12 protein-coding genes and 1 pseudogene are annotated in these 14161 nt (G+C 65.3%); 7 read left to right on the top strand and 6 right to left on the bottom strand.

Translation table 11 applies throughout. The features are described 5' to 3' along the window. Positions 1 to 294, bottom strand: a pseudogene (locus AC1DKD_RS29960) (NADP-dependent malic enzyme); the annotation flags it as partial. Positions 295 to 684: 390 nt separating this feature from the next. Next, a complete protein-coding gene (locus AC1DKD_RS29955) occupies positions 685 to 1155 on the bottom strand; it encodes an Lrp/AsnC family transcriptional regulator (RefSeq protein WP_477144056.1) in 471 nt (156 codons plus the stop codon). 107 nt (positions 1156 to 1262) lie between these two features. On the opposite strand from AC1DKD_RS29955, the gene AC1DKD_RS29950 reads away from it, so the two are divergent. The 6 genes from AC1DKD_RS29950 to AC1DKD_RS29925 all read left to right on the top strand — a co-directional run bounded on the left by AC1DKD_RS29950 (position 1263) and on the right by AC1DKD_RS29925 (position 9653). Further along, positions 1263 to 1889 carry a LysE family transporter gene (locus tag AC1DKD_RS29950; RefSeq protein ID WP_428179538.1) on the top strand — a complete coding sequence of 209 codons (627 nt, stop codon included), beginning with the start codon at positions 1263 to 1265 and terminating at the stop codon, positions 1887 to 1889. A gap of 228 nt (positions 1890 to 2117) precedes the next feature. After that, the gene (locus AC1DKD_RS29945) at positions 2118 to 2591 is read left to right on the top strand and encodes a cobalt-zinc-cadmium resistance protein (protein ID WP_441625869.1); all 474 of its coding nucleotides are present in this window, start codon (positions 2118 to 2120) and stop codon (positions 2589 to 2591) included. Positions 2592 to 2784: 193 nt separating this feature from the next. Beyond that, positions 2785 to 4047: a TolC family protein gene (locus tag AC1DKD_RS29940; protein WP_477144057.1), complete on the top strand. Its 1263-nt coding sequence runs from the start codon at positions 2785 to 2787 to the stop codon at positions 4045 to 4047. Positions 4048 to 4049: 2 nt separating this feature from the next. Next, on the top strand, positions 4050 to 5210 hold the full coding sequence (locus AC1DKD_RS29935; RefSeq protein ID WP_045241811.1) for an efflux RND transporter periplasmic adaptor subunit: 1161 nt from the start codon (positions 4050 to 4052) through the stop codon (positions 5208 to 5210). Positions 5211 to 5216: 6 nt separating this feature from the next. After that, positions 5217 to 8336, top strand: coding sequence for an efflux RND transporter permease subunit (locus AC1DKD_RS29930; RefSeq protein ID WP_477104528.1), 3120 nt, complete (start codon positions 5217 to 5219; stop codon positions 8334 to 8336). A 204-nt stretch (positions 8337 to 8540) separates the two neighbouring features. Next, positions 8541 to 9653, top strand: a complete 1113-nt coding sequence (locus tag AC1DKD_RS29925) for a helix-turn-helix domain-containing protein (protein WP_441625865.1) — start codon at positions 8541 to 8543, stop codon at positions 9651 to 9653. A gap of 53 nt (positions 9654 to 9706) precedes the next feature. Here AC1DKD_RS29925 and AC1DKD_RS29920 read toward each other — a convergent pair whose 3' ends face one another. From AC1DKD_RS29920 to AC1DKD_RS29905, 4 genes are all read right to left on the bottom strand, one after another. Continuing rightward, the gene (locus AC1DKD_RS29920; protein WP_441625863.1) at positions 9707 to 9967 is read right to left on the bottom strand and encodes a hypothetical protein; all 261 of its coding nucleotides are present in this window, start codon (positions 9965 to 9967) and stop codon (positions 9707 to 9709) included. A gap of 276 nt (positions 9968 to 10243) precedes the next feature. Further along, on the bottom strand, positions 10244 to 10738 hold the full coding sequence (locus tag AC1DKD_RS29915; protein ID WP_477144055.1) for a hypothetical protein: 495 nt from the start codon (positions 10736 to 10738) through the stop codon (positions 10244 to 10246). A 19-nt stretch (positions 10739 to 10757) separates the two neighbouring features. Continuing rightward, a complete protein-coding gene (locus AC1DKD_RS29910; RefSeq protein WP_477144054.1) occupies positions 10758 to 12734 on the bottom strand; it encodes a S8 family peptidase in 1977 nt (658 codons plus the stop codon). Positions 12735 to 13311: 577 nt separating this feature from the next. Next, entirely contained in the window at positions 13312 to 13536 is a 225-nt protein-coding gene (locus tag AC1DKD_RS29905) for an SUMF1/EgtB/PvdO family nonheme iron enzyme (RefSeq protein WP_441625857.1), read from the bottom strand. Positions 13537 to 13692: 156 nt separating this feature from the next. On the opposite strand from AC1DKD_RS29905, the gene AC1DKD_RS29900 reads away from it, so the two are divergent. Then, positions 13693 to 14043 carry a hypothetical protein gene (locus tag AC1DKD_RS29900; RefSeq protein ID WP_441625855.1) on the top strand — a complete coding sequence of 117 codons (351 nt, stop codon included), beginning with the start codon at positions 13693 to 13695 and terminating at the stop codon, positions 14041 to 14043. The last annotated feature ends 118 nt before the right edge of the window (positions 14044 to 14161 follow it).

Below are 14161 nucleotides of genomic sequence, written 5' to 3'. Positions count from 1 at the left end.
GCCCAGGCCCAGCACGGCGGTGCCGTTGGTGATCACGCCGACCAGGTTGCCGCGCGCGGTGTAGCGGAAGGAATTGGCCGGATCGACCACGATTTCCTCGCACGCGGCGGCCACGCCCGGCGAGTAGGCCAGCGCCAGGTCACGCTGGTTGGACAGCGGCTTGGTCGGCGTGACCGAAATCTTGCCGCGTGTCGGAAATTCATGATATTCCAGGGCGGCCTTGCGCAGTGATTCGCGGCTTTGGTCAGGTGTGCCATCCGGCTTTGCTTCGATATTTTCGGGTGTGGTGGTCATGATTTGCAGTACGAGATTGGCAAGCCAATCGTGCTTCGAGCTGGATTAACGGAATGCTGTGATTCCATCAATCTCCGGGAGTGTCGGCTTCGGTTTCGCGAGCGATATTCCGGCATGTTCATGCCGAAAAAACGCGGCGTATCGGGAGCGATACAAACCGCCGCAACCGCGGTTGGCATGGCCTGATCACCATGAGAATGATCGCGCGGAGAGTATCGGACCAAGCGTAGCCGTGCCCCAGGCTGCCGTACAGTATCAGAGCGCGCCTAATTTACCGTATCAGCGAAGTGCGGGCGAAATCAGGAGGAGACGGGAATATAACCATGGCCGGGATTTGAAATAATCTCAACCCGCCTTGAATTCGATCGAGGCATGGCGCGAATGCCGGGGCTAGCCGGCCGGCCTCGGTTCCCGTTGTGCCGGCGGCGCAAGTCCCCGGCGCTCGATCGGCGTCGAGAAGACAATGGAAGTCCTTGTCTCGCCGAACCCGTTGATCTCGGAGAGGAACAACTCCAGGTCCTCCAGGTCGGTGGCCACCACGGATAGCATGTAGGAATCGTTGCCGCTGACATGATGGCATTCCAGTACGCGCGGCGAGTCGCGGAGTTTGTCCAGCAACGCCTGCTTGCCCGGCTGAGGCACATTGATTCCCACGATGGCGCGCACGCTGTAGCCCACGGCCTTCGGGTCGATGTCCGCATGGAATCCTCGCACCACGCCGGCCTCTTCCAGGCGGCRCAGGCGCTCCAGCGTAGCGGGGATGGACAAGCCCGTGGCTGCGGCCAGTACCTTGAGCGGTTGCCGCCCATCGGCCTGGATGGACTGGATCAGGCGCCATGCCTTGTCATCGAGTTCAAGCATAGGGTTTCCGTACTTTGGCCGGGCAGCTTAAAAAATCGAAAGCTCGTCTGCCGAACCACGGAATTTACACGATTCATTTGCCGGGGAGAACTGGATACCATGGGCGCATGGATTCGACGACACTTCTCCTCTTCCTCAAGGCGGCCCTGGTCGGGATTTCGATCGCGGCGCCGGTCGGCCCCATCGGGCTCCTGACGATTCAGCGCACGCTTGAGCGCGGCATGGCAGTGGGACTGGCCACCGGCATGGGAGCCGCGCTGGCGGACTCCGTGTATGGCGCGATCGGCGCCTTCGGGGTCAGCTGGATCATCCACGCGCTTGCCGCCGCGCGCATGCCCCTGGCGCTGGGCGGCGGCGCCTTGTTGCTCTGGCTGGCCTGGCGTACCTGGCGCGCGCCGCTGGCGGCATCGGCGGCGTCCGTGCCCGGCGGCTCGGATCTGCTGCGTTGTCTCGCCGGCACCTTTGTCCTGACGCTGTCCAATCCCGCCACCATCCTGTCGTTTGTCGCCGTGTTCGGCGCCCTGAGCGGCGGTGCCCTCGGCCCGGTTTCTCCCGTTCCCATGATCCTGGGGGTATTTGCCGGGTCATCGCTCTGGTGGCTCGCGCTTTCCCTGGTGGTCGCACGGGGCCGCCATCTGTTCACGCCCGCCTGGCGCCAGCGCATCAACGCGGTCTCGGCGCTCGTGCTGGCCGCGTTTGCGATGTGGCAGTGGATTTCGGTTGTGGGAACGTGATATGGAAACCTGCCCGATCAATGATCGGAGCTTGTCGACTTGCTACCGGCGTCGCTCAAAAGGCAACCGGCAACTTTCGCAACCCTTCAGGAACATGCCGGGCGCTTCCCTGTCTATGAATTGCGTTCAGTTACAATGCTGTAGTGCACCATCGCCTCGCAACAGGCCATTTCAGGCCATTTGCACGCTGCGGGCGAGCACTGCGCCATCTCCGTTTACCCCCAATTCATGCGATCCCTGCTGCTCCTGCTGACCGTTCTGTGCTTGTCTCTGCTGTCCTTCGGGGCAGCGGCGGGTTCGCACGCCGGTGCGGCGGGGGCTGCATTCGAGTCTGCCCAGGCCGAGCGGCTTGACCCGCTCGACCGCGTGATCCTGGAATCCACGCTCGCCCGCACCCTCGACGAACTGGACGGCGGTGCCGACCTGGAACGCGTTGTGGCGCCGGGCGACGATGGGCTGCCGGGTGAATCGGCCGCGGAGGTGCTGGCGGAGGACGACAACCCGCCCGGCTACTGCGAAATCTGGTCCGCCGACCTGCTCGACCCGCTCGACATGCTCGACGAGATCGAGGAATCCAGCGCGCTCTTCGCGCTGCCGACCGTACGCGTCTCGCTGCCGCCCAACGAGATCGCGCAACAGCTCCCGGCGCGCCCGGAGCCTTTGCCCGCGGCCTTCTTCAAGCCGCCCATTTCCCTGATCTGACAGCCCTGGCAACCCCGGCGCGCCATTGGCGTGCCCGGGCTGCGTTCCCATTGCCTGGGCGCCTGGGCCCGATCGCGTCCGCGATCGCTGGCTGACCGTTGGCGCGCGCTTCTTGCGCGCGCCGGCGGCGGGCGCGCAGCCGTTTCGCCTGCCCCCATTTGTCATGCAGATCAAACAGATCACTATGTATTCCATGGTGGCGTTGCTGTCGCTCGGAGCCTTGCCGGCTCTCGCGGCGGAAACGTTCACCTTGCCGCAACTGCTGTCCCTTTCGCAGTCCACCAACAAAGGCGTCGAAGCGGCGCAGGCAGGCGTGGATGCCGCCAGTGCCGCCGTGACCAGCGCGCGCGCCTATCCCAATCCGCAGGTGGAGGTGCTGTACGGCCGCCTGTCGCCGCGTACCTCCGGTGTGACCGGTGGCGCCGCGCCGACCATGGCCATCACCCAGAAGCTGGACTATCCGCAGCAGCGCAAACTGCGCGCCGAGATCGCCGGGCGCGGCCTGGAGGCGACCGAAGCTGGCCGCCAGGCGTTCCGGGCGGATCTGGCGGCGCGCGTCAAGACCTCGTATTTCGACGTATTGCGGCGCGAGATGGAACTGGCCGCGGCCAAGGAAGACCTGACCATGATGCGGCAGATCCAGGACCGCGCCCGCCTGCGGGTGGAGGTTGGCGAAGCGCCGCGCTATGAGCTGATCAAGGCCRACACCGAACTGCTCGGCGCGCAAAAGACGCTGCAGAGCGCCCAGTTGCGGGTCAACCAGGCCAAGGCCGCGCTGCGCCAGCAGGTGGGCGGCGCCTTGCCGGCGGCCTATTCGCTGGCCGGCAGCCTGAACCAGGCGCCGGCGCTGCCGGCCCTGCCGGTGCTGCGCGATACGTTGACCGGAACCAACGCCGAACTGACCCAGCGCCGCCTGGAAGCCGACCGGGCCAGCCTGGCGGTGGACTACCAGCGCTCGCTGAGGCTGCCGGAACTGGCGGTGCGCGCCAGCGCCGAGCGCCAGCCCGACAACACGGTCTCGCAGGTCGGCCTGGTCCTCACCATCCCGCTGTGGGACCGCCGCAGCGGCCCGGTGGGCGAGGCCACCGCGCAGGCGATCCAGGCCCGCTCGGCGCTGGAGGCGCGCGAGTTCGAGCTTGCGCAGGAGCTGGAGTCGGCCTACCGGCAATACGAGATCACGCAGGCGCAGGTGAGCGCGCTGGAAGGCGGCATCGTGCGCCAGGCCGAGTCCGCGCTCTCGGTGGCCGAGTCGGCCTATCGCTTTGGCGAGCGCGGCATCCTGGATTACCTCGATGCCCAGCGCGTGCTGCGCGGCGCGCGCAGCGACCTGATCGCCGCGCAGTACGAATTGCAGGCGGCCACCATCCAGATCGAGAAGCTGCTGTCGAGCGTGCCCGGGCAATCCGGGGCACCCACGGCTCCCTTCGCTCCTTCGGCACCTACGGAAACCCAATAAGCATGCGTCCCCATTTTCTTCTTTCCCTGACGGCAACCGCAGTCCTGCTGTTTTCCCTGGCAGGCTGCTCCGACGAACCCGCGCCCGCCACCGAAGCGCCCAAGCAGCCGCCCGGCGTGGTCAAGCCGGAAGGCACCCTGCAGGCATCRCTCAAAGTGGCGCCGGTCGCCACCAGCGCCTTCAGCGAAGTGCTGCGCGTGTCCGGGCGCATCGATTTCGACGAACAGCGCGTGGCCCGCATCGGCGCCAGCGTGACCGGCCGCGTGACGGATCTCTACGGCATCCTGGGCCAGGAGGTCAAGGCGGGGCAGGTGCTCGCCCGCCTGCATAGCAGCGAACTGGGCGCGGCCCAGATGGCCTTTCTGAAGGCCGAGGCCCAGACCGAGCTGCAGGTCCGCAACGCCGAGCGCGCGCGCCAGTTGTTCGCCGCCGACGTGATCGGCCGCGGCGAGCTGCAGCGGCGCGAGAGCGAACTGGCAATCTCGTCGGCCGAGATGCGGGCCTATCGCGACCAGCTTCGCGTGCTTGGCATGTCGCCCGCCGCCGTGGCGCAACTCGCCAAGAGCGGCAGCATCGATTCCTATTCGCCGGTGTTCTCCAGCATCAGCGGCACCGTGGTGGAGCGCAACGTGGCGCAAGGCCAGGTGGTGCAGCCTGCCGACGCGCTCTACACCGTGGCCGACCTGTCGCGCGTATGGGTGGTGGCGGAGGTGCCGGAGCAGCAGGCGGCGCTGGTGGCCGAAGGCCAGAGCGTGGATATCGAGGTGCCGTCGCTGGGCAATGGCGCTGGCCAGAAGCAGATCACCGGCAAGCTCATCTACGTGGGCCGTACCGTGAATCCGCAAACGCGCACCGTGCTGGTCCGCACCGAACTGGAGAACCGCGAAGGACGCCTGAAGCCGGCCATGCTGGCCAGCATGCTGATTGCCAGCGCGCCGTCCGAGCAACTGGTGATCCCCGAATCCGCCATCGTGCGCGACGGCAACGACGAGCTGGTGTACGTGGAGCAGGCCGGTGGCCTGTACCGCCTGACCAAGGTCAAGCTGGGCGCCGAGAGCGACGGCATGCGCGTGGTGCAGGGCGGCGTGAAACCGGGCGACCGCATCGTGGTGGACGGCGCCTTCCATCTGGACAACGAGCGCAAACGCCTGGAACAGGGTTAATCGATCATGATGAAAGCCCTTGTGGAAGCCGCTATCAAGCAGCGGCTGGTGGTCTGCGTGCTGGCCGTTGTGCTGTTCTTCTTCGGCCTGCGCGCGGCGACCAAACTGTCGGTGGATGCCTTCCCCGATGTCACCAACGTACAGGTGCAGATCGCCACCGAAGCCACCGGCCGTTCGCCGGAGGAGGTCGAGCGCTTTGTCACCGTGCCGGTGGAAATGGCGATGACCGGGCTGCCCGGCCTGGAAGAGATGCGCTCGCTCAACAAGGCGGGCCTGTCGCTGATCACGCTGGTCTTCACCGATGCGACGGATGTCTACTTCGCCCGCCAGCTGGTGATGGAGCGCCTGATCGAAGTGGCCGGCCGCATGCCCGAGGGCGTGACGCCGGTGCTCGGTCCGGTCTCCACCGGCCTGGGCGAGGTCTACCAGTACACGCTGGACCGCACCGACGACGGCAACCGCGCGTTGACGCCCGAGGAGTTGTCCGAGCGCCGCATCGCGCAGGACTGGGTGGTGCGCCCGCTGCTGCGCTCGATTCCCGGCGTGGCGGAAATCAACTCGCAGGGCGGCTTCGTCAAGCAGTACCAGGTGCTGGTCAACCCGGACCGCATGCGCCACTATCAGGTCACGCTGCAGCAGGTCTACCAGTCGCTCGCGCGCAATAACGCCAACTCCGGCGGCGGCGTGCTGCCGCACTATGCCGAGCAATACCTGATCCGCGGCGTGGGCCTGGCCCGCGGCGTGGACGATATCGGCAGCATCGTGCTCAAGGAGATCTCGGGCACGCCGGTCTATGTGCGCGACGTGGCCAACGTGACCATCGGCCACGAGGTGCGGCAGGGCGCGCTGGTCAAGAACGGCGAGACCGAATCGGTCGGCGGCATCGTCATGATGATGCGCGGCGGCAACGCCAAGGAAGTGGTCAGCCGCGTCAAGGCCCGCGTGGCCGAGATCAACGAGCGCGGCATGCTGCCGGGCAAGCTGCAGATCGTGCCGTACTACGACCGCAGCGAGCTGGTGGATTCGGCGCTGTGGACAGTCACCAAGGTGCTGCTCGAAGGCGTGGTGCTGGTGGTGATCGTGCTGTTCCTGTTCCTGGGGGATGTGCGCTCGTCCGTCATCGTGCTGGCCACGCTGGTGCTGACGCCGCTGATGACCTTCATGGTGATGAACCAGGTGGGCTTGTCGGCTAACCTGATGTCGCTSGGGGGGCTGGCCATCGCCATCGGCYTGATGGTGGAYGGCTCTGTGGTGGTGGTGGAGAACGCGTTCGAGCGGCTCGGCCATCGTGACAAGAGCGGCATGACCAAGACCGAGATCCTGGTCAAGGCGGTGCAGGAAGTGGCCACGCCGGTGATCGTCGGCGTGGGCATCATCATCCTGGTGTTCCTGCCGCTGATGACGCTGACCGGCATGGAAGGCAAGATGTTCGCGCCGCTGGCGTTCACCATCTCGATTGCGCTGGCGATTTCGCTGTTCCTGTCGCTGACGCTCTCGCCGGTGTTGTCGTCCTACCTGCTCAAGGGCGGTGCGGAGCACGATACCTGGCTGATTGCCTTCATGAAGCGCCACTACCTGCGCATGCTGCACTGGGCGCTGAACAATAGCCGCAAGACCGTGATTGGCGCGGTGATGGCATTCATGGCCACCGTCGCCATCGTGCCGCTGCTGGGCACGTCCTTTATCCCCGAGATGAAGGAAGGCTCGATCGTGCCCGCATTGGACCGCGTGCCCAATATCTCGCTGGAGGAGTCGGTCAAGCTGGAGATGGAGGCCAACAAGCTGGTGCTGTCGGTGCCGGGCGTGAAGTCGGTGGTGTCCGGCGTGGGCCGTGGCGAAAGCCCGGCCGACCCGCAGGGCCAGAACGAATCCACGCCCATCGCCAGCCTGAAGGACCGCGACGAGTGGCCCGACGGCTGGACCCAGGACGATATCGCCAACGCCATCCGCGAGAAGCTCAAGGCCATCCCCGGCGTGCAGATCGTGATGGCGCAGCCGATTTCCGACCGCGTCGACGAGATGGTCAGCGGCGTGCGTTCGGACGTGGCGGTGAAGGTGTTCGGCGATGACCTCGACAAGCTGCGCGAGCTGGCTGGCGAGATCGCCCGCGTGGCGGGCGGCATCCAGGGCTCGCAGGATATCCGCATCGAGCGCATCTCCGGGCAGCAGTACCTGTCGATCGAGATCGACCGCCAGGCCATTGCGCGCTACGGGCTCAATGCCTCGGACATCCACGACATCATCGAGATCGCCATCGGCGGCAAGCGCGCCACGGACATCTTCGAAGGCGAGCGCCGCTTTGCCGCGGCGGTGCGCCTGCCGGAAGAGTTCCGCGACAACGTGCAGGCCATCCGCCAACTGCTGGTGGCCACGCCCAACGGCGCCCAGGTGCCGCTGCAAAGCGTGGCGAAGATCGAAGTCACCGACGGCCCCGCGCAGATCAGCCGCGAAATGGCCAAGCGCCGCGTGGTGGTGATGATCAACGTGAAGGACCGCGACCTCGGCGGCTTCGTCGCCGAGCTGCAGCAGGCGGCGGACAGCAAGGTCAAGTTGCCGGAAGGCTACTACCTGGAGTGGGGCGGGCAGTTCCAGAACATGGAACGCGCCATGGGCCACCTGAAGATCATCGTGCCGGTGACCATCGCCGCGATCTTCTTCCTGCTGTTCCTGCTGTTCAACTCCGTGCGCTTTGCCACGCTGATCATCACCGTGCTGCCGTTTGCTTCCATCGGCGGCATCATCGGCCTGTTCATCACCGGCGAGTACCTGTCGGTGCCGGCCTCGGTGGGCTTTATCGCGCTGTGGGGCATGGCGGTGCTCAACGGGGTGGTGCTGGTGTCGTATATCCGCACGCTGCGCGATTCCGGACTGTCGCTGGACCAGGCGGTGATCCAGGGCGCGACCCAGCGATTCCGGCCGGTGATGATGACGGCCACCATCGCCATGCTGGGTCTGGTGCCCTTCCTGTTCTCCACTGGCCCGGGCTCCGAAGTGCAGCGTCCGCTGGCGGTGGTCGTGATCGGCGGGCTGATCACGTCGACCCTGCTGACGCTGGTGATGGTGCCTACGCTGTACCGCTGGTTCGATAACCGGAAGCCGGACCCGATGAAGGATGTGCCGGTGTAGTACAGGCACATCGCACAGTCAGGCAACGCCTCACGCGGTTTCGGTGGGGCGTTTTTCTTTGGGGCAAGCCGGCGCGCTAACGCATGACCCCGTCCATTCGATATCATGTGCGCTGCCGCGGACCAACGCGCAAAGCACGGCATGGCGTCGCACCGGGGCGGCGGGGCGCCGAAGCCTTTTACCGTAACGCCTCCAGGGAATCACGTGTCAGGGCCAGCATCAGCACAGATTGCGGAAGAATTCGAAGCCAGTGTGGAGGCAGCGCCGCCGGAAGTGCACGTCCGCCTCGACGGGCGCGTACTTCCGGAAGCCTGCGAACTCTGGCGCGCGGCGCTGGCGCCGCTCTTCGACGTCAGGATTGGCGCCGCGCAGGGCGCCTTCTCGGGTGAGTTGATGGCGTTGCATCTGGGCGACAGCCTGATCGCGCGCTGCGCCGGCTCCGTGGAGCATCGCTTCAAGCGCGGCATCGTCGAGATCCGGCGCAGCAATATCGACCACATCCTGATTCAGCTCTATGCCGCGGGCGGCGTTCAGGGCGAGTATGGCAACCGGGCGCTCAATGCTGGCGTGGGTTCGATCAGCGTGCTCGACCTGGGGCGGACGCTGGATAGCTGGACACCGCCGTTTGCCAATATCACCCTTACCGTGCCGCGCGATCGCCTTCCCGCGTCGCTGCGGAGCTGGAACCTGCACGGTACGGTGCTGGACGCCGGCCAGGGATCGGCGCGGCTGCTGGCGTCGCACCTGTCGCAACTCCTGCTGGCTGGCGACGCGCTGACAGGCGAGGAGAGGGCGGCATCGGTCACCGCGGCGCTGATCATGCTGGAGGGCAGTGGCGCCAGGCTTCGCGATAGCGAGCCCGACGTGCAAAAGGCGGCACGCCGCAGCATGCGCAAGCTGGTGCAGCGCTATATCGAAGAACACCTGACCGCGGAAGCGCTCTCGCCGGAACAGGTCGCCGGCGCTTTCCGCCTGTCGCGAGCCAGCCTCTACCGCCTGTTCGACGCCGACGGCGGCGTGAACGCCTACATCCAGGGCCGGAGGCTGGATCGCTGTTTCGATGAACTTGCCCGATCCAAGGGCAGCGGGCTCAGCATCGCCGAGCTGGCATATCGTTACGCCTATTCGAATGAGAGCACCTTCAGCCGTGCCTTCCGCCGCCGCTTCAGCCTGAGTCCGCGGGAGGTGCGCGCGCTCGCGGAGCATCCGCGCAACAGCTGGCCAGCGGCGCCGGCCGACGCAAGCGAAGCGACCACCATCAACAAATGGCTGGAGAGCCTGCGGGGCGAATTCACTGCCACCGGCAGCGGCGCCTGACGGTATCGGGGGCCGTCCGATGCCTGGCCCGGATGCCGCCTGGCGGCAAGGGCTCAGTCCTCGACTTCGATGACCTGCCCGCCGCACTGTATGTAGCACGCCTGGTAAGCGCTGTCGCAGCTGTAGGTCGATGCGTAGCTGGAGCAGTAAGCCTGCCGCTTGGTGCATTGCTCCTTGCCCTTGTCATTCGCGGAGGCGGCAAGGCAGGTGGCAAGGGTGTTGGCGCGCCGTGTTTCGCAGGCCTGCTCCTTGACGGCTGCGACCTGTTCCTTGCCGGTGATGCAGATCTGCTTGTTGGTTTCGCAGGTCGTCACGCATTGACGGCCCGCATCGGATTTTGGGGGGACGTACTTGTAGGATGTACATCCTGCCGCCAGGACTGCCAGGAGGAAGCCGCACAGGCTTCGGTATGGTCGTTGCATTTCCATCATCGGGAGCGCGCCACGGGGCGCCGGTGCATCGCGCCTGCCCGGCGCAAGTTCCCGGCTGGCGTTTCGGCGCCTGGAGCGCCCCGGCGCTTCTTCGGGGACCCCAGGCAGCCGTGGTTTTCAAACGAGGCAAAGCAGCGTGACTCCGGCCGTGAAAACCGCTCAGCGCACCTTGGGCTTGCCATACCGGATCGGCACATCGACCCCCGCCGCCGGCGGAAGCAGCGTCTTGAGCTGCTCCCTGGCAGCCGCCGCATCCTGGAAGGAAGCGAACGTCAGTTTGCTGATATTCATGTGATCGAAGTACTGGATGCCGGTGGCTGAGCGGCTTAGCTTGCCGACTTTCTGCTGGACTTCCTGGGTTGATACTTGCGAAACAATCACCTCGTTGTGGCTCTCGCCGACAACGCCCCGGTCGTTCACGACCAGCGTCACCGGGCTCCCCATGGCGCCCGCGCTCTTTGCCGTGGCCGAAGCCGGCAGCGTCTGGARCGACTGGCTGCCAAGACGAACGGCCGTCGTGCCCGCAAGGCTCTTCAATTCCGCGGGTGAAAGCTGCTGCCCGGCCACATAGGCCGACGCGCCCGCGTGGCACAGCGTGGCGGCGAGCGCCGCGGCGCCGCACAGCAAGACCCTGAGGGACAAGTTCTTTTTCATCATCATTCTCCTCGCCCCGTTATTTCGCGGCAATCACACGGTACTCAACAGCCAGGGGCTTGCTGAGCTTGACGCTGGCACCATCGGCTTCCGGCAGAAAGCTGCTGCATGCGCCGGGCGCGGCGGGGGCTGGCATCGCGCTGACTGCATACACCTCCCAATTTCCGGCGGCGTTCTCGCCATGGAATGCATAGCTGCCCAGCCCGTAGCTTTTCACTTCCGGCACGCCTGTGCTGTAGTAGCTGTTGTAGGGAACGGCGAGTGCGGAAATGGTCCCCGAGGGGGATTTGACAAAGATGCCAACGCTGCCGACGCAGATGGAGCCGCTCAGTCTCAGCTGCAGGGCATCCACCTTGTCATTGCCGCCGACCGTGAACTGCCCCAGCTTCTGGACCGAACCGTACTTGAGCTGCGCGCTATCCGCGAACGCCTTGGTGAAGCCGCCAATTTCCAGGGTTGCCGGCTTGTAGGCGCTGTATGCCTTCGCCAGCCTGACGGCGGCCGCGGCATCCGCCAGGCCGAAGCCGTACCAGTTCGAGTAGTAGTTGCCCGCGGCATTCTTTTGCCAGCCCAGATCCAGCCGCGCAGTCTGGCTGCCATCGACGAGGCTGGCATCATCACTGGCGGTAAATGTCCCCTGCTTCAGGTCAAGCCGGAAATTCCGGTTGTCGCGCGAGCCATAATTCGGATCGATTCTCCTGGCGGTCACGCGAAGAATCTCGCGGACGTCTCGCCACGTCAGGTTCGGATTTGCCGCCAGCATCAGCGAAACCACCCCCGAGATGGTCGGGGTGGCGGCCGAAGTGCCATTCATGCTGGAATAGTCGCAGTTCGGGTTATCTTTCTTGTTGGTCGCGGTGCCGCCAATGGTGAATGCATTGGCTAGTTCCAGGTAGTTGCGGCTATATCCTTTCGCGCAACTGGTCAGGTCGGTCGAGTAGATCGTCGGCCCGGAGCCGCCTTCTCCGTACTGCCCCTTCTCCCCATATTCACCACCGAGCCCGGTGATCCAGTTGACCGCTCCGGCGTTGGAGTAACTCGATTTGATGCCCTTGGCGTTGGCCGCGCCTACCAGGATGACGCCAGGCTCAAGCGCTTCCGTGTCGTTCGCGGGATTTTCGCAACTGAGGACGCCGCTTATCCCGTCGATATCGGGGCAAGACCTGGGTGTGTCGCCCCGGATGGCGTGGTACTCATTGCCCGATGCCTTCACCATGACCAGGCCCTTGCCGCTTCTCAGGTTCGGGAAGGCCCGGATGACGGCACTGGTCCCGGCTGCGGTGTCGTACTCGTCCGGCACCTCTGGATTCCCGCCATATGAGGCATTGATGATATGGGCATTCCGGGRCCAGTCGGCGCCGCCGTAGGCCTGCAGGATGTCGGCACCCGCGGTGCCGATGAAGCGCGCGCCGCCCAGGGTGGCGCGGGGCGCGATGCCAATCACGCCCTTGCCGTTCTGCGCCGCGCTGATGATGCCGGCGACATGGGTGCCATGCGCGTCCGCGATGTTCATCGGGATATTGGCGGGCGTGGGGTTGCTGGTGCCGTCGTCAAAGTTGTAAGTCATCGACTTGTTCACATTGGCGACCAGGTCCTCATTGTTGATATCGACGCCATCGTCGAGAACCAGGACATTGACGCCCTGGCCCTTGATGCCCGCGGCATGCGCTTCTTCCACATTGAGGTCGGTGACGCCATCCGCCGTATCCGGGAATGACTTGAAGTAGCTGGTGGCCTGCCTGAGCGCCCATTGGTAGATGTACAGCGGCTCCGTGACCCCGGTCTGACAGGCAAACTTCGCATCGACACCGGTTTCGGTACAGCTCGACGCCAGGGGCACGGGTGTGGGCGCGGGCGCGGGCGTGGGCGCGGGCGTGGGCGCGCCGGGCGTCTGGGCGCTCGCAGCCGGGGTCTCCGGGTTGTCGCCCCCGCACGCCGCGAGCGCGGCGGCCGCCAGAAGCGTCAGCGATATCAGTTTCGTTCTTCTTTTCAGCATGAGATTACCCGCTCTAAAAATTGAGTTTTCACTACGCCATGACTGGTGCCGGGCGAATACCGCAGGAACTGCATGGTGTCGGCCAGCCGCGGCGATGCGATTGCGCGGACGCTGCCCGCCGCCATGCGGCGCTATGGACGAACGCCGAAGACGCGACCGGGCCGGCGCATGGAATTGCGCCGGACGCAAGCCGCGCTGCCTGGTTGCTATCGAGGGCCTTTTTTGGAATGGCCTGGTCGTGCGCGGCCTGCTGGTGGCAAGGGTGTCGTGCCCGCCATCGAAGGTCGCTTGCCAGTCAGGCCCGGGGCCGCGCTCTTTCTCTAGAGGGCTGGCGCGTACCTCGAACCGGCGCCAATTTTTGCAGAGTTATCGTTTCGGCACTTGACGCTGCGTCTCACAAAAACTGACGTTTCGTCTCACGTGGGGGTGTCGCGGGCGCTGGCAGGCAAGCATCGCCGGCACGGGACCCGGCGGGGCATGCGCGAGGGGTGCGCTCCGCCCCTGTCCGCTATGTCAGGAAGGGAACTTGCGCGGTATGGCGATAGGTTGATGCAGATGAAGCCAGAGGTGAGCCGAATCACCCGCCGCCGCGAAACACACGATACGAACCATCGACCTCCGGATCGTATTGATCGGCGCACCACTTCCAGACGTTGCCCAGCGTGTCGTAACGTCCCCGGTCATTGGGCCGCTTCCGACCGGCCTCTTGCGTGTTGCATCCGGTGTTTTCTCCATACCAGGCTATATCGGCGAGTTTTCCCCATGGTCTGGAAGGCTGGAAGTCTTTGGCAGGAGGTTGCAATACCGGACGGCATCAATCCATGATACGTTCTCCACCGGACATTGCGCGGCGGCATACGCCAATGGCCATTGGCACTGGCCCGGCACGTCCAGCGAACGCCTATCCGGCACCTTGTCGGCCGGGCTGAATTTATTGCACTTCTCTATCCCCAATATCATGAAACAAAAGCCCAAAGGGCAAAGCCCGCTGAAGCGGCATATCGCGGCAGGTTCGATCGTATTCGCAACGCTATTGGCAGGATGCGCCGCCCAGCCACCCGTGAGCGCCGTGCCCAACCCAGGCCCGCAAGGCAGCCGTGGCACGCCGGAGGGCTGCCAGGCCGACAAGCTTGCCGATGACGCGCTGATCGGCAAGAGCGAGGCCGATGCCGTCGCACTGCTCAAGGGCTGTGCCTGGCGATTTGGCGAACGCGAAGGCCAGCATCTGCCCGGCACCATGGACTACAACCCCCAGCGCCGCACGCTGGACGTCAAGGACGGCAAAGTGACCGCGGTACGCCGGGGGTGATCGGCCRGGCCGGACTGCGGCAGTGTAGTATCCCGGCGGCCCGTAAGGCGGACGCAGCAAGCTGTCGTTTCGTGGCCCAGGTTTCGTAGCCCAATTCAACAGTAGCCCAATTCAACAG

This window comes from Cupriavidus sp. 05T313, assembly GCF_056396665.1.
The sequence above is the reverse complement of the archived record's forward strand: the minus strand, read 5'-3'. Positions and strand labels throughout refer to the sequence as shown.

Coding starts and splice junctions, on each gene's coding strand:
- AC1DKD_RS29950 (WP_428179538.1), top strand. CDS start 1,263: ATGGATTCGACGACACTTCTCCTCTTCCTCAAGGCGGCCCTGGTCGGG.
- AC1DKD_RS29945 (WP_441625869.1), top strand. CDS start 2,118: ATGCGATCCCTGCTGCTCCTGCTGACCGTTCTGTGCTTGTCTCTGCTG.
- AC1DKD_RS29900 (WP_441625855.1), top strand. CDS start 13,693: ATGAAACAAAAGCCCAAAGGGCAAAGCCCGCTGAAGCGGCATATCGCG.